This window comes from Bradyrhizobium sp. i1.15.2, assembly GCF_040548425.1.
In the GTDB taxonomy this organism is placed as follows: domain Bacteria; phylum Pseudomonadota; class Alphaproteobacteria; order Rhizobiales; family Xanthobacteraceae; genus Bradyrhizobium; species Bradyrhizobium canariense.
On the sequence record NZ_JBEPRQ010000030.1, the window covers coordinates 44,100 to 62,201 of the forward strand.

The following is an 18,102-nucleotide window of genomic DNA, read 5'->3' on the forward strand; positions in this document are numbered from 1 at the left end:
CAAAACAATTGGCGAAGGCGTCCGCTTCAGGCGGCTAGTCGTCTTCCTCGTCCTCGACCTTGTCGAAAAAGGAATAGCGCAACGAATCGGCGTCGGCGTACCACTGGCCCGGGCCCTTGTTGGCGGCGAGCGTCGTCTCCCAGAGCGCGTCGGTGCAGTCCTTGCGGTGCATCGACAGCTCGAAGCCGTTGCCGAAGAACAGTTCGGACCATTCCCACCAGGTGCCGAGCTTCTTGACGCCGCGCAGAAGGTCGTAGCGGTCGATCAGTGCCGGCGCCATGTCCGAGGTGATCGAGCCGAACACGAGCCCGGTCTTGACCACACGGTTCAGCTCCCTGATCGCACGGACCACCTGCTTCGGGGAAACATGGCAGAGGCTGGTCTCGAACACGAAGTCGAACGCACCGTCTTTGAACGGCATGGCGGTGATCGAACCGAGCTTGTTGTACTTCTTCAGCGCCTTCGGCGTTCTGGCGTGAATGGTGCGGTTGTTCTCGATGCCGAAGGCATCGATACCGCGGTCGCGCAGCGCGCCGACAAGCTCGCCGCTGGCCGAGCCCGCGATCAAGAGCTTCGTGCCTTTGGTTTTGCCCCAGACGATGCCGATCAGTTTTGTGAGATAGTCGGGATCGGTGAAGTGTTGCCACACTTCGCTGTAAGGACCCTGGCCGCGATAATTGTCAAAATAATCGCGATCGATCTTGTCCGAGAGCGGCTTGTCGTCCTGCGAACGCTCGCGGCGCAGGCGCATCATCTCGGTCAAGATGATGTCGGTCGCCGCGTCCGAGGAATCGAGCAGGCCGTTCAGCGTCGAGTCGAACAGATAGTCGCCGACCACCACGATTCCGGGATGTTCCTTCGGCTCGGGGCGGTGATTGGTCATGACGTCGCGCACGGGCAAGCCGCCCGGAATCGCGTTCACTGACGACAACCAGCGGTGGATCTTGCCTTCCATGAAATGCGCGCGTGCATCGCCGAGCGATGCCGGCAGCGATTTCAGCGCGGCATCGATCAGCTCCTGGTCGGAGAGATTCGCGAACGCCAGCGCGTCGGAGCCCGGAATCAGCCAGTTCAGCACGCCGTGCTTGCCCACATCATGGCGCGCGCCCTCGTTATAGACGCAGCAACCGCCAAAGGCCTCCGACATGAACCAGGCGCCGGCGATCTTGTCGCCCCAGAACGGCGTGTCGAACAGAATCGAGACCCGCAAATAGTGCGCAGGACGGTCGAAGTACGAGACGTGCTTGACCATCGACTTGCGGAGCTGTTCGCCCTCCCAGCCGACGGTTCCGAGCCAGGAATGCGGCAGACAGACCAGCACAAGGTCGAAGTCGCGCGTCTCTGGCCCCTTGCCGTTCATCATCTTGAGTTGATAGCGACCGGTCGGCGCCTTGCCGACCGTGAGGATTCGGTGATTGAGCTGGATGTCGGCATTGACCTCCGACTGGAGGCACTCGATGAGCTGCTCGTTACCGTTCTGGATGGAATAGAGGCCGATATAGCCGTCGACATCCATCAGGTAGTTCTTGAGCGCGTTGAGACCGTTGGTGTTGTGGCTCTCGGTCGCGAGGTCCGAACGCGCCATCACCTTGAAGAATCGTTTTGCGGTCTCGTCCTCGACCTCCTCGTCGAGCACCTGTTCGGCGGTCTTGTAGGCCCAGGGATTCTCGTTGTCGTGCGCGCCGACGCCCTCGTAATACTCGATCGGCGTCATCGCCTCGGCGCAGCGCTTACGGAACGCCTCAATCGCAGCCGCGGTCTTGGCACCATATTTGCGACGCATGCCCGCGACGTCGTTGAGGAGCTCGCCGCCGAACTGCACCTGCTCGGCATCCATCGGAATGGTCTGCAAGCCGAAATGCTGGATCAACTCGCGCAACGGATCCGGCCCGGTCATCGAGTAGTCGTAGATCTCGGCAACGCCGGCCTCGTACATCGCGGGCGCGGAATCGAATTTGCGCGTGACGATCTTGCCGCCGAGCCGGTCGGATGCCTCGTAGATGGTGACGCGGCAGAGGTCGCCGAGCTTGCGCTTCAAATACCAAGCGCTCATCAGCCCACCGGGGCCGCCGCCTACGATTGCGAGATCAAGCATGAGAATTCCGTGGTCTCCGGCCCGCCCCTTCACGGGACCACCGGTCTAAGCTCTCCTAGCAGAAGCGCTTTTGCGCCTGAAGGAAAGATGAACAAAGGTTGATCCTGCACCGCAACAGGGAAACAAAGCAGCAAAAAGGCCGGCTTGCGCCGGCCTTTTCAGTGTCCTCGGTATTCCTACGGATGAATGATCATTCCGCAGGTGGCAGCGCCATCGGCTCCACTTCCGGCGCCGGCGGCACGACGGCCGCCTGCTTCTCGCGCTCGTCGAGGATCATCTTGTCGCGCTTCACCGCGACTTCGCGGATCTTCGCCATGGAGGCGCCGGTGCCTGCCGGAATCAGCCGACCGACGATGACGTTCTCCTTGAGGCCTTCGAGCGGATCGACCTTGCCGTTGACCGCCGCTTCCGTGAGGACGCGGGTGGTCTCCTGGAACGAGGCCGCCGAGAAGAAGGAGCGGGTCTGAAGGCTGGCCTTGGTGATGCCGAGCAGAACCGGCGTCCCCGTGGCGATCTTCTTGCCCTCTTCCTTGGCCTTCGCGTTGATCTGGTCGAACTCGATCTTGTCGATCTGCTCACCCGAGATCATGTCCGTGTCGCCCTGGTCGGTGACTTCCACCTTCTGGAGCATCTGCCGGACGATCACCTCGATGTGCTTGTCGTTGATGAGCACGCCCTGGAGCCGGTAGACCTCCTGGATCTCGTTGACCAGATAGGCCGCGAGTTCCTCGATGCCCTTGACCGCCAGAATGTCGTGCGGCGCCGGGTTGCCTTCCACGATGAAGTCGCCCTTTTCGACGACGTCGCCGTCCTGAAGGTGGATGTGCTTGCCCTTCGGGATCAGGTACTCGCGCGCCTCGTCGGTCTTGTCCATCGGCTCGATCGAGATGCGACGCTTGTTCTTGTAGTCGCGCCCAAACCGGATGGTGCCCGCGATTTCGGCGATGATCGCCGCATCCTTCGGACGCCGAGCCTCGAACAGTTCCGCCACCCGCGGCAGACCGCCGGTGATGTCGCGCGTCTTGGCGCTTTCGGTCGAGACACGGGCGAGAATGTCGCCCGCCTGGACCTTGGCTCCGACATCGACCGACAGAATGCCGTCGACCGACAGCATGTAGCGAGCATCGCCGCCACGGGCGAGCTTGAGCACCTTGCCGTCCTTGCCCTTGATCACGATGGCGGGACGCAGGTCCCCGCCGCCGCGCATCGAGCGCCAGTCGATGACCACGCGCTTGGCAATGCCGGTGGCCTCGTCGAGCGTTTCCGAGATCGACTGTCCCTCGACCAGATCCTCGAAGCCGATGGTGCCTTCGACCTCGGTGAGGAGCGGACGGGTGTAGGGATCCCATTCGACGATACGCTGGCCGCGCTTGACCATGTCGCCCTCGTCGACGTGCAGGCGCGAACCGTACTGAATACGGTGCGTCGCACGCTCGGTGCCGTCGGCATCGACGATCGCGATCACCATGTTGCGAACCATCGCAACCAGGTGGCCGTCGCTGTTGCGGGCGATGGCCTTATTCCTGATCACGATCTTGCCGTCGAAGTTGGATTCGACGAAAGATTGCTCGTTCAGCTGCGCCGCACCGCCGATGTGGAAGGTACGCATGGTGAGCTGGGTGCCCGGCTCGCCGATCGACTGGGCCGCGATGACCCCGACCGCTTCGCCGTGGTTGACCGGCGTGCCGCGAGCGAGATCGCGGCCGTAGCACTTGCCGCAGATGCCGTTGACGAGCTCGCAGGTCAGCGCCGAGCGGATCTTCACCTCCTGGACGCCGCCCTGATGAATGGCATCCAGATGGCTCTCTTCCATCAGCGTACCGCGCTTGAAGATCACCTTGCCCGTGCTGTCACGCACGTCTTCGCAGGCCGTGCGTCCGAGGATGCGCGAGCCGAGCGAAGCGACCACGGTGCCGGCATCGACGATGGCGCGCATCTTGATGCCGAGCTTGGTGCCGCAATCGTCCTGCGTGATGATGCAATCCTGCGCGACGTCGACGAGACGACGGGTCAGGTAGCCGGAGTTCGCAGTCTTCAACGCGGTGTCCGCGAGGCCCTTGCGGGCGCCGTGGGTCGAGTTGAAGTACTCGAGCACCGAGAGGCCTTCCTTGAAGTTCGAGATGATCGGCGTCTCGATGATCTCGCCAGACGGCTTGGCCATCAGGCCGCGCATGCCGGCGAGCTGGCGCATCTGGGCCGGCGAACCGCGGGCACCGGAGTGAGCCATCATGTAGATCGAGTTGATGTCGGCATCCGCCCCGCTCGCCGTCTTCTTGGTCGAGGAAATCTCCTTCATCATCGCCTTGGCGATTTCTTCCGTGGCCTTCGACCAGGCGTCGACGACCTTGTTGTACTTCTCGCCATGGGTGATCAGACCGTCGTTGTACTGCTGCTCGAAATCCTTCGCCAGCGTACGTGTGGTGTCGACGATCTTCCACTTGGAGTGCGGCACGACCATGTCGTCCTTGCCGAACGAGATGCCGGCCTTGAACGCGTTGTAGAAGCCGAGCGCCATGATGCGGTCGCAGAAGATCACCGTCTCCTTCTGACCGCAGTGGCGGTAGACCTGGTCGATGACGCCGGAGATCTCGCGCTTGGTCATCAGCTTGTTGATGATCTCGTACGGAACGCGCGGGTTCTTCGGCAGCAAATTGCCCAGCATGACGCGGCCAGCGGTGGTCTCGATCCAGCGCTTGGAGATCTTGCCGGTCTCGTCGATGCCTTCCCACCGGTACTTGATCTTGGTGTGGAGGTGGATGACCTTCGCGTGCAGCGCGTGCTCGAGCTCCGCCATCTCGCCGAAGATCTTGCCCTCGCCGGGCAGGCCTTCGCGCATGATGGAGACGTAGTAGAGACCGAGCACGATGTCCTGCGACGGCACGATGATCGGCTGGCCGTTCGCCGGATGCAGGATGTTGTTGGTCGACATCATCAGGACGCGCGCTTCCAGCTGCGCTTCGAGCGACAGCGGGACGTGCACGGCCATCTGGTCGCCGTCGAAGTCGGCGTTGAACGCGGCGCAGACCAGCGGGTGGAGCTGGATCGCCTTGCCCTCGATCAGCACGGGCTCGAACGCCTGGATGCCGAGGCGATGCAGCGTCGGTGCGCGGTTGAGCAGCACGGGATGCTCGCGGATGACCTCGTCCAGGATGTCCCAGACCTCGGGCCGCTCCTTCTCGACCAGCTTCTTGGCCTGCTTCACGGTGGTGGACAGGCCCTTGGCGTCAAGCCGCGAGTAGATGAACGGCTTGAACAGCTCGAGCGCCATCTTCTTCGGCAGGCCGCACTGATGCAGGCGCAGCTCGGGACCGACCACGATCACCGAACGGCCCGAATAGTCGACGCGCTTGCCGAGCAGGTTCTGACGGAACCGGCCCTGCTTGCCCTTGAGCATGTCGGCGAGCGACTTCAGCGGACGCTTGTTGGCGCCGGTGATGACGCGGCCGCGGCGGCCGTTGTCGAACAGCGCGTCGACGGCCTCCTGAAGCATGCGCTTCTCGTTGCGGATGATGATGTCCGGCGCGCGCAGCTCCATCAGCCGCTTCAAGCGGTTGTTGCGGTTGATGACGCGGCGGTACAGGTCGTTGAGGTCCGAGGTCGCGAAGCGGCCGCCATCCAGCGGCACCAGCGGACGCAGGTCCGGCGGAATCACCGGGACCACGGTCATGATCATCCATTCCGGCTTGTTGCCGGAGTGGCGGAACGCTTCCACGATCTTCAGGCGCTTGGCGAGCTTCTTGTGCTTGATGTCGGAGTCGGTCTCCTGCATCTCTGCGCGCAAGGTCAGCTCGAGCTTCTCGAGATCCATGCCCTTGAGCAGCTCGCGGATCGCTTCCGCGCCGATCATGGCGGTGAAGGAATCCTGGCCGTATTCGTCCTGCGCCTTCAGATACTCGTCTTCGGACAAGAGCTGACGGTCCTTCAGCGCGGTGAGGCCCGGCTCGAGCACCACGTAATATTCGAAATAGAGGATCCGCTCGAGATCCTTCAACGTCATGTCGAGCAGGAGGCCGATGCGCGAGGGCAGCGACTTCAGGAACCAGATGTGGGCGACGGGGGCTGCGAGCTCGATATGGCCCATGCGCTCGCGCCGGACGCGCGACAGCGTGACTTCGACCGAGCACTTCTCGCAGATGATGCCCTTGTACTTCATGCGCTTGTACTTGCCGCACAAGCACTCGTAGTCCTTGATGGGCCCAAAGATGCGGGCGCAGAACAGGCCATCGCGCTCGGGCTTGAAGGTACGGTAGTTGATGGTTTCCGGCTTCTTGATCTCGCCGTACGACCAGGACAGAATCTTCTCGGGGCTCGCGATCGAGATCCGGATCTGGTCGAAGACCTGAGCCGGCGTCGTCGGATTAAAGAGATTCATAATTTCTTGGTTCATCGTCTTCTCCTCGCGTGCCGGTCGCCTCCGGCAGCAAATTCGAAAATCACTATGCGGGGCGCCCTGCCCTCGCGATTCGAGGACTGGGCGCCGATGCCCGGCCATTCAGGCCGGGCATGAGGGTCGTATTACTCGGCCGCTTCCGCCGTCCCCGGTCCGACCTTGGAATTGTGCAAGTCGACGTTGAGGCCGAGCGAGCGCATTTCCTTGACCAGCACGTTGAACGATTCCGGAATACCGGCCTCGAAGGTGTCGTCGCCACGCACGATCGCCTCGTACACCTTGGTACGGCCAGCGACGTCGTCCGACTTCACGGTCAGCATCTCCTGGAGCGTGTACGCCGCGCCGTAAGCCTCGAGCGCCCACACTTCCATTTCGCCGAAGCGCTGGCCGCCGAACTGCGCCTTGCCGCCCAGCGGCTGCTGGGTAACGAGCGAGTACGGACCGATCGAACGCGCGTGGATCTTGTCGTCGACGAGATGGTGCAGCTTGAGCATGTAGATGTAGCCCACCGTCACCTTGCGGTCGAAGGCATCGCCGGTGCGGCCGTCATAGACGGTCGACTGGCCCGAAGCGTCGAGACCGGCAAGCTTCAGCATCTCCTCGATGTCGGCTTCCTTGGCGCCGTCGAACACCGGCGTCGCGATCGGAACGCCGCGGCTCAGATTGTGGCCGAGCTCGATCAACTCGTTGTCGTTGAGCGACTTGATCGTCTCGTCCTCGCCGTAGACCTTCTTCAAGGTTTCCTTCAGCGGCCTGATGTCCTGCTTCGACAAATAGGCATCGACCGTCTGGCCGATACGCTTGCCGAGGCCGGCACATGCCCAGCCGAGATGGGTCTCGAGGATCTGTCCGACGTTCATGCGCGAGGGCACGCCGAGCGGATTGAGCACGATGTCGGCATGCGTACCGTCTTCGAGGAACGGCATGTCCTCGATCGGCACGATCTTCGACACCACGCCCTTGTTGCCGTGGCGGCCGGCCATCTTGTCGCCGGGCTGGATCTTGCGCTTCACCGCGACGAAGACCTTGACCATCTTCATCACACCGGGCGGCAATTCGTCACCGCGCTGAAGCTTTTCGACCTTGTCGAGGAAGCGCTGTTCAAGCCCCTTCTTCGACTCGTCGTACTGCTTCCGCATGGCCTCGATCTCGGCCATCAGCTTGTCGTTCGGCGAAGCGAACAGCCACCACTGCGACTTCGGGTACTCCTCGAGCACCGCACGGGTGATCTTGGTGTCCTTCTTGAAGCCTTTCGGACCGGCGATGCCCTGCCGTCCTTCGAGCAGCTCGGCAAGGCGGTTGTAGACGTTGCGGTCCAGGATCGCCTGCTCGTCGTCGCGGTCCTTGGCCAGACGCTCGATCTCTTCCCGCTCGATCGCCAGCGCACGCTCGTCCTTGTCGACGCCGTGCCGGTTGAACACGCGCACTTCGACGATGGTGCCCTGCACGCCCGGAGGAACGCGCAGCGAGGTGTCGCGGACGTCGGAAGCCTTCTCGCCGAAGATGGCGCGCAGGAGCTTTTCTTCCGGCGTCATCGGGCTTTCGCCCTTCGGCGTGATCTTGCCGACCAGGATGTCGCCGGCGCGCACTTCCGCGCCGATGTACACGATGCCGGCTTCGTCGAGGTTCTTCAGCGCTTCTTCCGAGACGTTCGGAATGTCGCGGGTGATTTCCTCGGGTCCGAGCTTGGTGTCGCGGGCCATCACCTCGAATTCTTCGATATGAATCGAGGTAAACACGTCTTCCTTCACGATCCGCTCGGAGAGCAGGATCGAGTCTTCGAAGTTGTAGCCGTTCCACGGCATGAACGCGACGAGCACGTTCCGGCCGAGCGCGAGCTCGCCGAGATCGGTCGACGGACCGTCGGCGATGATGTCGCCCTTCTTGACGATGTCGCCGACCTTCACCAGCGGACGCTGGTTGATGCAGGTCGACTGGTTGGAGCGCTGGTACTTCATCAGCCGGTAGATATCGACGCCCGACTTGGTCGGATCGAGATCTTCGGTGGCGCGGATGACGACGCGGGTCGCGTCGATCTGGTCGATCACGCCCGAACGGCGCGCCGCGATCGCAGCACCCGAGTCACGCGCAACCACGCCTTCCATGCCGGTGCCGACGAACGGCGCTTCGGCGCGAACCAGCGGCACCGCCTGGCGCTGCATGTTCGAGCCCATCAGCGCACGGTTGGCGTCGTCGTTCTCGAGGAACGGGATCAGCGCGGCTGCGACCGAAACGAGCTGCTTCGGCGACACGTCCATGTAGTCGACCTTGTCCGGGGTCACCGGCAAGACTTCGCCGGCGTGACGGCAGACCACGAGGTCTTCGGTGAAGCGGCCCTTCGGATCGAGCGGCACGTTGGCCTGCGCGACCGTGTAGCGGCCCTCTTCCATTGCCGAGAGGTACACGACCTCGTCGGTGACGCGGCCGTCCTTGACCTTGCGATACGGGGTCTCAACGAAGCCGTACTTGTTCACGCGCGCGAAGGTCGCGAGCGAGTTGATCAGGCCGATGTTCGGACCTTCCGGCGTCTCGATCGGGCAGATGCGGCCGTAATGCGTCGGATGCACGTCGCGCACCTCGAAGCCGGCGCGCTCGCGGGTCAGACCGCCCGGTCCAAGCGCCGACAGGCGGCGCTTGTGGGTGATCTCCGACAGAGGGTTGGTCTGGTCCATGAACTGCGAGAGCTGCGAGGAGCCGAAGAACTCGCGCACGGCAGCGGCCGCCGGCTTCGCGTTGATCAGGTCCTGCGGCATGACCGTGTCGATGTCGACCGAAGACATGCGCTCCTTGATCGCACGCTCCATGCGGAGCAAGCCGATGCGGTACTGGTTCTCCATGAGCTCGCCGACCGAGCGCACACGGCGGTTGCCGAGATGGTCGATGTCGTCGATCTCGCCCTTGCCGTCGCGCAAGTCCACCAGCGTCTTGATGACGGAGAGGATGTCTTCCTTGCGCAGCGTGCGCTGGGTGTCGGGCGCATCGAGGTCGAGGCGCATGTTCATCTTGACGCGGCCGACGGCCGAGAGGTCGTAGCGCTCGGCGTCGAAGAACAGCGACTGGAACATCGCCTGCGCCGAATCCAGCGTCGGCGGCTCGCCGGGACGCATGACGCGGTAGATGTCGAACAGCGCGTCCTCACGCGTCATGTTCTTGTCGGCCGAGAGCGTGTTGCGGATGTAGGCGCCGACATTGACGTGGTCGATGTCGAGCAGCGGCAGTTCCTTGTAACCCTGCTCGTTGAGAGCCTTCATCGACTTGTCGGTGATCTCTTCACCGGCTTCCGCGTGGATCTCGCCGGTCTTGGGATTGACGAGGTCCTCGGCGATGTAGTTGCCGACGAGCTCCGCATCCGACAGGCGCAGCGCCTTCAGACCCTTCTCCTGCATCTGACGCGCACCGCGCACGGTGAGCTTCTTGCCGGCTTCGAGCACGACCTTGCCGGTATCGGCGTCGATCAGGTCGTTGATGGTCGAGTAGCCGCGGAAACGATTGGCGTCGAACGGAACGCGCCAGCCTTCCTTGATCCGCTTGTACTGGATCTTCTTGTAGAAGGTGCTGAGGATCGCCTCGCCGTCGAGACCGAGCGCGAACATCAGCGACGTCACCGGAAGCTTGCGGCGACGGTCGATACGCGCATAGACGATGTCCTTGGCGTCGAACTCGATGTCGAGCCAGGAGCCGCGATACGGGATCACGCGGGCGGCGAACAGCAGCTTGCCCGACGAATGGGTCTTGCCCTTGTCGTGGTCGAAGAACACGCCCGGCGAACGGTGCATCTGCGAGACGATGACGCGCTCGGTGCCGTTGACGATGAAGGTGCCGTTCATCGTCATGAGCGGGATATCGCCCATGTAGACGTCCTGCTCCTTGATGTCCTTGACCGACTTCGCGCCGGTTTCCTCGTCGATATCGAACACGATGAGGCGCAGCGTCACCTTGAGGGGAGCCGCGAAGGTCATGCCGCGCTGGCGGCACTCGTCGACGTCGTATTTCGGCGGCTCGAACTCGTAGCGGACGAATTCCAGCATCGAGGTGCCCGAGAAGTCGGAGATCGGGAACACCGAGCGGAACACCGCCTGCAAGCCCTCGTCCGACCGTCCGCCCTGGGGCTCGTCGACCATCAGGAACTGGTCATAGGACGCCTTCTGAACCTCGATGAGGTTCGGCATCTCGGCCACTTCCTTGATGTGTCCGAAGAACTTGCGAACGCGTTTGCGACCGGTGAATGTCTGCTGCGCCATCGTGGCCTCTCATTTTCGTCGCCCGATTTGGGCGCGCCCTCCGGAACGCGGCGACCGCCGCTCCCCGGGTTGAATTTTTCGAACCCGTCTTGGGGGCCGGAGACTCAGTTTCAGGCAGGAATGTCCTGAATCTGTTCTTCAGACCTTCAAAACGCAAAACGACGCGCGGGGCGCAGGAGCGCGCCCGCCCGTCACAACCATCCTCTTCACGGACTGCAAAAGCCCGAAATAGCTTGCTCTCCCAACGGCTTACAGGGAATGCGGCATCCCTGCCCACCGCGCTTTCGTGCTGCCGACCCGATATGGGGCGACATTAGTGCAGATTCGAGGGACAAACCCTCAAATCCCCACACTTTTTCGTGTTCGGCCTGCGTCGGGTCGTTCCGTCGCACGCCTTTTGCATCCAGCCCACCCTTTCGGGGAGTGGACCGAGACCCCGGTTGCGATGATGCGCACCGGGATCTCGTGCCAGTAAGCGTTGCTTACTTGAGCTCGACCTTCGCGCCAGCCTTCTCGAGCTGGGCCTTGAGCTTCTCGGCTTCGTCCTTGTTCACGCCTTCCTTGACAGGCTTGGGCGCGCCCTCGACGAGGTCCTTTGCTTCCTTCAGGCCCAGGCCGGTGATGGCGCGGACTTCCTTGATGACCTCGATCTTCTTGTCGCCGGCGGCGGCAAGAACGACCGTGAACTCGGTCTTCTCTTCGGCCGGAGCGGCGGCAGCGCCACCACCAGCCGGGCCGGCCACGGCGACAGCCGCGGCAGCCGAAACGCCCCACTTCTCTTCGAGGAGCTTCGCGAGTTCGGCAGCTTCGAGCACGGTGAGGCTCGAGAGGTCGTCAACGATCTTCTGCAGGTCAGCCATTGTTCAGTTTCCTTGAATGTAAGTCTGGTTCGGGTTTGAGTTTTGCGAAGGGCGTCAGGCCGCTTCGCCCTTTGAGGCATAAGCCTGGATGACGCGCGCGAGCTTGCCCGCGGGCGCGTTGGCGAGCTGAGCGATCTTGGTCGCCGGGGCCACAAGCAGGCCGACGATCTTGGCGCGCAGTTCGTCAAGCGACGGCAGCGAGGCAAGTGCCTTCACGCCGTCGACATTCAGGACGGTCTTTCCCATCGAGCCGCCAATGATGACGAACTTTTCGTTCGCCTTGGCGAATTCGACGGCGACCTTTGGCGCCGCTACCGGATCGTCCGAGGTGGCGATCACGGTCGGTCCCTTCAGCATGGGGCCGATGGCAACGACGTCAGTGCCTTCAAGAGCAATTTTGGCGAGACGGTTCTTCGAGACCTTCACCGAGGCGCCAGCCTGCTTCATCTGCATGCGCAGCTTCTGCATCTGGGCAACGGTCAGGCCGGAATATTGGGCAACGACCGCGACGCTCGTGGTCTTGAAGACCCCATTGAGCTGTTCGACCGCTTCCTTTTTTGCCGCTCGTTCCACAGCAAGCTCTTTCCGGTTGGCGGTCATCGCGAAAGCGGGACCGCCGGGTTGCACCCATCGTCCCGCCCAAACCTGAACCTCAGGGCCAAACCCATCGGACACGCCGGGCAAGACGACAATTCAAAGCCTGCCCTCCGGGAGCCCGTTAGGGCCCACGGCGTGTCGAGGTCCGAACCAAACCCATTCCGCAACCGACCCTAAGGTGGCCACGAAGTGAAATCCGGTCTTCACCCGTCTATGCAGGCCATGCGATTAAGCCGTTGAGAAATCGAAATTCCCCGCGGGCGCCTGCAGTCTTGGACAGGACAAGGTCAGCCGGCGAACCGCCCGACCTCTGCCCGCATCCCACACCCGACGAATTTCCCTCCTTTTCCAGCCAATCCTCACGGACGTCCTGAAAAGGAATGATCTCCATCGCTTGTTTTCGGAATGCGTGCACGAACGCGCCAGCCGAGGCCGGCACGTCCGGAAGAGGTTCTTTAACCGCCCGGGGCCTGCTTGCCAAGAGCAAAATTCACACCAGTTCCAATCCGTTGCCGCTCGCGCTTAACCATGGCCGACAAGGGCCGGTTTCCGCTCATTTGACCTCATAAGGCAGCGGCCTGCCTTCGAAAAACGCGGTCAGGTTCGCCAGCACGCAGTTCTGCATGGCTACGTGCGATTCGAGGGTGTGGCCGCCGATATGGGGGGCGAACACGACATTTGGGAGCGCCGTCAGCGCGTCCGGGGCGTGCGGTTCCTGGTCGTAGACGTCGAGACCGGCGCCGGCGATGGTCTTTTCGGTGAGCGCCACCACCAGGGCTTTCTCGTCGATCACCGAGCCGCGGGAGATGTTGACGATATAGCCGTCCGCCCCGAGGCGCTTGAGGATATCGGCGCCAACGGCATGCTGGGTCTCGGCCCCTGCCCGGACCGCGATCATCAGCACGCTACACCAGTCGGCGAGCGCCTCCAGCGTCGGAAAATATTGATAGGGCAGATCGTATTTGCTGCGGCTGAAATAGCCGATTTCGCTCTCGAAGGATGCGCAGCGCGCTGCGATCTTGCGGCCGATCTCGCCCATGCCGTAGACGCCGATGCGGCGGCCCGGCATCCCGGCCTGCGGGCGCATCATCGGCGAGGGCTTTGACGCGGCCCAATCGCCGCTTCGGACGTACTGGTCGGCCACCAGGATTCGCCGCGTCGCCGCGAGCATCAGGGTCATCGCGATGTCGGCGACCGAGGCCGCATTGGCGCCCGGGCTGTGTCCGACTGCGACGTTGCGGGCAGCAGCGGCCTTCAGGTCAACACCGTCATAGCCAGTGCCGTAGCAGACGATGGCGCCGAGCTTCGGAAACAGGTCCATCGCCTCCGCACCCATTGGCGTGCCACCCGCGGTGAGCACCGCGCGGATGCCGCCGAGCGCGTCGGCCGAAAACACCTCCCGCGCCGGCCTGCCGCCGGTGTCGAGCAGCTCGAACCGCTCGGCGAAGCGCGCCATCATCGTCTTGGGAAAGCGCGAGTAGATCAGGACCTTGTCAGTCATTGTTCTTGTTTCCGGTGAACGCCGTCACAAACGACGAGGGGCGGAATCGGTTGCCCAATTCCGCCCCTCGCCTCATGTCATTTCCAAACCTCAGCCGAGAATAGTACCCGGCTCGACCTTCACGCCGGGGCCCATCGACGAGGACACCGCAACGCGCTGGATGTAGGTGCCCTTGGAACCGGCCGGCTTGGCCTTGGAGACTGCGTCCGCCAGAGCCTTGATGTTCTCGACCAGTTTTTCCTCGGTGAACGAGGCCTTGCCGACGCCAGCCTGCAGGATGCCAGCCTTCTCGACGCGGAACTCGACCGAGCCGCCCTTGGCGCCCTTCACCGCACCGGTGACATCCATGGTCACGGTGCCGATCTTCGGGTTCGGCATCAGGCCGCGCGGGCCGAGCACCTTACCGAGGCGGCCGACCAGCGGCATCATGTCGGGGGTCGCAATACAACGATCGAAATCGATCGTGCCGTTCTGCACCTTCTCGACCAGGTCCTCGGCGCCGACGACGTCGGCTCCCGCAGCCTTGGCCTCGTCGGCCTTGGCGCCGCGGGCGAACACGCCGACGCGAAGCGTACGGCCGGTGCCGTTCGGCAGGGTCACGACACCGCGGACCATCTGGTCAGCGTGACGCGGATCGACGCCGAGATTGATCGCGACCTCGATGGTCTCGTCGAACTTCGCTTTCGCGCGTTCCTTGACCATCTTGATGGCGTCCGCGAGCGGGTAAAGCTTTTCGCGATCAATACCTTCGCGGGCTTTGTTCAAACGTTTTCCGATTGCCATGAGCCCTTACCCCGCCACTTCCAGACCCATCGAGCGGGCAGAGCCCTCGACCATCTTCATGGCCGATTCGATGGAATCGCAATTGAGATCCTTCATCTTCTTCTCGGCGATCTCGCGCACCTGCGCCTTGGTCACCGCGCCGGCCTTGTCACGGCCCGGCGCCTTGGAGCCGGACTGGATCTTGGCAGCCTGTTTGAGGAAGAAGGACATCGGCGGCGTCTTCATCTCGAACGTGAAGGAACGGTCCGCATAGATGGTGATGACCACTGGGATCGGGGTGTTCTTCTCTTCCTTCTGGGTCTGGGCGTTGAACGCCTTGCAGAACTCCATGATGTTGAGACCGCGCTGACCGAGCGCGGGACCGATCGGGGGCGAAGGATTCGCCGCACCGGCCGGGACCTGAAGCTTCAGGTATCCGGTCACTTTCTTTGCCATGTATCACTCCTGTTGGGCCGGCCTGGGCCGGCGGTTTCAGGTTCGTGGTCTGGGTCGGATGCGGCTGGCAACCGCCCTCTCCCTCCCACGGCCTCTTGTTGCGCGAGACCGAAGTCTCGCGCCTACCCGATCAGACCTTCTCGACCTGACCGAATTCCAGTTCGACCGGCGTGGCGCGGCCGAAGATCGACACCGCGACCTTCACGCGCGAGCGCGCCTCGTCGATTTCCTCGACCACACCCGAGAACGAGGCAAACGGGCCATCGGCCACGCGGACGTTCTCGCCGATCTCGAACGACACCGACGCCTTCGGCCGCTCCACGCCCTCCTGCACCTGGTGCAGGATGCGCATGGCCTCGGCTTCCGAGATCGGCATCGGCTTGTTTTCCGCGCCGAGGAAGCCGGTCACCTTCGGCGTGTTCTTGATTAGATGGAACGCCTCATCGGTCAGCTTCATCTTCACCAGCACGTAGCCCGGGAAAAACTTGCGCTCGGCATCGATCTTGCGGCCGCGGCGCACTTCCGTGACCTTCTCGGTCGGGACCAGCACCAGCTCGAACAGCTCCTCGAGCCCGCGCTGCTTGGCCTGCTCGCGGATCGATTCGGCGACCTTCTTCTCGAAGTTCGAATAGGCGTGGACGATGTACCAGCGCTTGTCAGACAATTGAGCCGTTGCTGTTGCCATCAGTGAATGCCCAGAAGGAAGGTGATGAGGACGCGGATGATCTGGTCGGCGGCGAAGAAGAAGATCGAGGCCACGGCGACCATCACGAACACCATGATGGTGGTGATCGTGGTCTCGCGGCGGGTCGGCCAGGTGACCTTGGCGGTCTCCGAGCGCACTTCCTGCAAGAACTTGAACGGGCTGACTGCCATCGTTTGATGTCCAACGTCCGTCGACAGACGCGAATGAATTTCAGGGATCCGAACAGCCGCCGTTGGCCCAGCCCTCTGTCTCGAAGGATGAGCCGGAATCCGGGCTCGATTGTTCGGGGATTTCAAAGCCGCGCCGGAGATCCGCGTCTAACGGGCCGGCTGCGAGTGCGCGGTATCTACTGCGGATGGGGCCAAAGGTCAAGACAGGGAGGGCTGGCGCGAGCAAAACGACCTCCACAGGCGACCGACCAGAGATCAGGCCAATCAAGGGCTTATCTGCCGCCTGCAATCCGCCGTCCCAAGGGGCGCAGCCGGTTCCTGGCAGGACGAGACCACCGGGCCCGTCATCTGCCGCCCCATTAGCGCCTCCTCAAGGTCAGTCGGCCCGGTCGATCGTCGAAATGCCCGGCAACGGCACAACGAACTTTCCGCCCTCGGCGAAATAGCCGGCATGCTTGGCCCGGATCGGGTCCACGTAGCGCCAGGCGAAGACGACGACGAACGCTGGCTTGCGCTCGTAAAGGGCGGCGGGCGGCAGGATGGGGATGTCGTATCCCGGGCCGGCCATCACGTTCGCCTTCTTGGGATCGTCGTCCACCAGGAAGTCGATCTTGTTCTCCAGGCCGAACTGCGGCAGCAGGGTCGTGGTCCCGACCGAGACGCCGTAGCCGGCCACGAGTTGACCGCGCGCATGGGCGGCATCGGCCATCGCGACCAACTCGTCGCGGATGGCGGCGATCCTCTTCGCATAGGGCACATAGTAGCCCGGCTGGTCGACGCCGAGCCGATCTTCCTCGGCGATGAAGCGCGCGACCTCAGCGGACGGCTTCTTCGCGCCGCCGGCACGCTGCACCGTCACCCGGATCGAGCCGCCCTTGGTCTCGATGTGCTGGACGTCGATCACTTCCATGCCGAGCCGCGCGAAGAAGCGCGTCAGCGGCTTGATGTTAAAATACGACAGATGCTCGTGATAGACGGTGTCGAGAAGGTTCTTCTCGGTGACGTCGAGGCCATACTGCGTTTCGAAAACGAACAGCCCGTCCGGCGCAAGCACGTCGCGAACCCCGATCACCAGCGGGTCGAGATTGTCGACATTTGCGATCATGTTGTTGGCGATCACGACGCTGGCCGCGCCGTGGCTTTGCAGGATGCGGCGACCGATGGCATCGGTGAAGAAATCGCCGATGGTCTCGATTCCTGCTTCCGTCGCACGCCGCGCGATGTCGACGGCGGGATCGACACCCAGCACCCGCATGCCGCGCTCCCTGAAGAAACCGAGCAGCGATCCGTCGTTGCTGCCGAGCTCGACGACCAGCGAGCCCGGCGCGACGGCGAACCGGCTGACGACGTCGTTGGCATAGCCTGCGAAGTGCTCCCGCAGGCCAAGCGAGAGCGAGGTGGTATAGACGTAGTTGCGGTACTGGATCTCCGGATTGCCGACGTGGAGAATCTGCAGGTGGCCGCAGTCTGCGCACAGGTGCAGCGCCATCGGCACCGCGGCCCGAAAGACAGAATCGTCGGCGCTTGCATCCGGCACCTGGAAGTTCGGGGTGCCGATGGGCATGCCCGCCATCGGGACGACAAGCTCTTGCTTGTCCGAATGACAGAGGCGGCAGGTATGGCGGACGTAAAACAGGTTTTTCATCGTAGGACCGTAAAACGGAGACATGCGAGCGGGTGAGGCAATCTCACCCCGTGGTGATCAGATCGACGGCACCGCCTCAGGACGCCGGATATTCCGCGCCACCGATGATGAGGTCGATCGCGGCCATCATCCAGAACTGATGCGTGGTCTCGACGATGTTGTAGCTGCGGCTGTCGACGTAATAATTGACGTCGCCGAGATTGCGCAGCGGATTCTCGGCGTTCATGCCCGACAGCGTGATCACATCGAGCTTCATCGCCCGCGCCTGCGCGACCGCATTGAGAATATTCTTCGAGCGTCCCGACGAGCTGATCGCGACGAGGCAATCGCAGGCGCGGGCGCTCAGCCGCACAGCATGCGCAAGCCAGTGCTCGAAACCGTAATCATTGGCAAGACACGACATCATGCTGGCATCGCTGAAGCAGAGTGCGGGCACCGATGCGTTCTTCGCCAGATCGATCGCGAGATGGGAGGCGATGCCGGCCGAGCCTCCATTGCCGATGAAGATGACTCGGCCGCCCTGCTCGCGCGCGCGCAACCAAGCCGTGCGGGTGGCGGAAATCCTGGCGAAAACCCCGTCGTCAACCGCCGTCGCGCGATGGAGGCGCCCCACATAATCGTCGAGGAAGGCCTTGTGATCGGGATTGATGGGCTCCACAGGCATGGGTTGGCAGCTCGA

Annotated in this window: 12 protein-coding genes; all 12 read right to left on the minus strand. The window is 62.9% G+C overall.

Annotation, left to right across the window (positions count from 1 at the left end):
• Positions 1–34: 34 nt before the first annotated feature.
• Entirely contained in the window at positions 35–2,095 is a 2,061-nt protein-coding gene (locus ABIB80_RS33495) for an FAD-dependent oxidoreductase (protein WP_007602998.1), read from the minus strand.
• A gap of 190 nt (positions 2,096–2,285) precedes the next feature.
• On the minus strand, positions 2,286–6,482 hold the full coding sequence (gene rpoC, locus ABIB80_RS33500) for a DNA-directed RNA polymerase subunit beta' (RefSeq protein WP_007602997.1): 4,197 nt from the start codon (positions 6,480–6,482) through the stop codon (positions 2,286–2,288).
• A 128-nt stretch (positions 6,483–6,610) separates the two neighbouring features.
• Entirely contained in the window at positions 6,611–10,726 is a 4,116-nt protein-coding gene (gene rpoB / locus ABIB80_RS33505; RefSeq protein WP_007602996.1) for a DNA-directed RNA polymerase subunit beta, read from the minus strand.
• Positions 10,727–11,208: 482 nt separating this feature from the next.
• The gene (gene rplL, locus ABIB80_RS33510; protein ID WP_007602994.1) at positions 11,209–11,586 is read right to left on the minus strand and encodes a 50S ribosomal protein L7/L12; all 378 of its coding nucleotides are present in this window, start codon (positions 11,584–11,586) and stop codon (positions 11,209–11,211) included.
• 54 nt (positions 11,587–11,640) lie between these two features.
• Positions 11,641–12,159, minus strand: a complete 519-nt coding sequence (gene rplJ / locus ABIB80_RS33515) for a 50S ribosomal protein L10 (RefSeq protein WP_035995742.1) — start codon at positions 12,157–12,159, stop codon at positions 11,641–11,643.
• Between the two features lie 577 nt (positions 12,160–12,736).
• Positions 12,737–13,684, minus strand: coding sequence for a 2-hydroxyacid dehydrogenase (locus ABIB80_RS33520; protein ID WP_007602991.1), 948 nt, complete (start codon positions 13,682–13,684; stop codon positions 12,737–12,739).
• Between the two features lie 90 nt (positions 13,685–13,774).
• Complete coding sequence (gene rplA / locus ABIB80_RS33525) at positions 13,775–14,467, minus strand: 50S ribosomal protein L1 (protein WP_007602988.1); 693 nt, start codon at positions 14,465–14,467, stop codon at positions 13,775–13,777.
• Positions 14,468–14,473: 6 nt separating this feature from the next.
• Positions 14,474–14,902, minus strand: coding sequence for a 50S ribosomal protein L11 (rplK, locus tag ABIB80_RS33530; protein ID WP_007602986.1), 429 nt, complete (start codon positions 14,900–14,902; stop codon positions 14,474–14,476).
• Between the two features lie 130 nt (positions 14,903–15,032).
• Complete coding sequence (nusG, locus tag ABIB80_RS33535) at positions 15,033–15,587, minus strand: transcription termination/antitermination protein NusG (protein ID WP_007602985.1); 555 nt, start codon at positions 15,585–15,587, stop codon at positions 15,033–15,035.
• Positions 15,587–15,778 (minus strand): preprotein translocase subunit SecE, encoded by a 192-nt coding sequence (gene secE / locus ABIB80_RS33540; protein WP_007602984.1) that lies wholly within the window; start codon positions 15,776–15,778, stop codon positions 15,587–15,589. The genes nusG and secE overlap by 1 nt, the downstream gene beginning before the upstream one ends.
• A gap of 376 nt (positions 15,779–16,154) precedes the next feature.
• Positions 16,155–17,447 carry a methyltransferase domain-containing protein gene (locus tag ABIB80_RS33545; protein ID WP_311985920.1) on the minus strand — a complete coding sequence of 431 codons (1,293 nt, stop codon included), beginning with the start codon at positions 17,445–17,447 and terminating at the stop codon, positions 16,155–16,157.
• Between the two features lie 52 nt (positions 17,448–17,499).
• Positions 17,500–18,087, minus strand: coding sequence for an SIS domain-containing protein (locus ABIB80_RS33550; protein ID WP_007602979.1), 588 nt, complete (start codon positions 18,085–18,087; stop codon positions 17,500–17,502).
• Positions 18,088–18,102: the final 15 nt, after the last annotated feature.

Bases quoted from the DNA above. Each gene is read 5' to 3' on its own strand.
- ABIB80_RS33495 (WP_007602998.1), bottom strand. From the start codon at position 2,095: ATGCTTGATCTCGCAATCGTAGGCGGCGGCCCCGGTGGGCTGATGAGC.
- rpoC (WP_007602997.1), bottom strand. From the start codon at position 6,482: ATGAACCAAGAAATTATGAATCTCTTTAATCCGACGACGCCGGCTCAG.
- rpoB (WP_007602996.1), bottom strand. From the start codon at position 10,726: ATGGCGCAGCAGACATTCACCGGTCGCAAACGCGTTCGCAAGTTCTTC.
- rplL (WP_007602994.1), bottom strand. From the start codon at position 11,586: ATGGCTGACCTGCAGAAGATCGTTGACGACCTCTCGAGCCTCACCGTG.
- ABIB80_RS33520 (WP_007602991.1), bottom strand. From the start codon at position 13,684: ATGACTGACAAGGTCCTGATCTACTCGCGCTTTCCCAAGACGATGATG.
- rplA (WP_007602988.1), bottom strand. From the start codon at position 14,467: ATGGCAATCGGAAAACGTTTGAACAAAGCCCGCGAAGGTATTGATCGC.
- rplK (WP_007602986.1), bottom strand. From the start codon at position 14,902: ATGGCAAAGAAAGTGACCGGATACCTGAAGCTTCAGGTCCCGGCCGGT.
- nusG (WP_007602985.1), bottom strand. From the start codon at position 15,587: ATGGCAACAGCAACGGCTCAATTGTCTGACAAGCGCTGGTACATCGTC.
- secE (WP_007602984.1), bottom strand. From the start codon at position 15,778: ATGGCAGTCAGCCCGTTCAAGTTCTTGCAGGAAGTGCGCTCGGAGACC.
- ABIB80_RS33545 (WP_311985920.1), bottom strand. From the start codon at position 17,447: ATGTCTCCGTTTTACGGTCCTACGATGAAAAACCTGTTTTACGTCCGC.
- ABIB80_RS33550 (WP_007602979.1), bottom strand. From the start codon at position 18,087: ATGCCTGTGGAGCCCATCAATCCCGATCACAAGGCCTTCCTCGACGAT.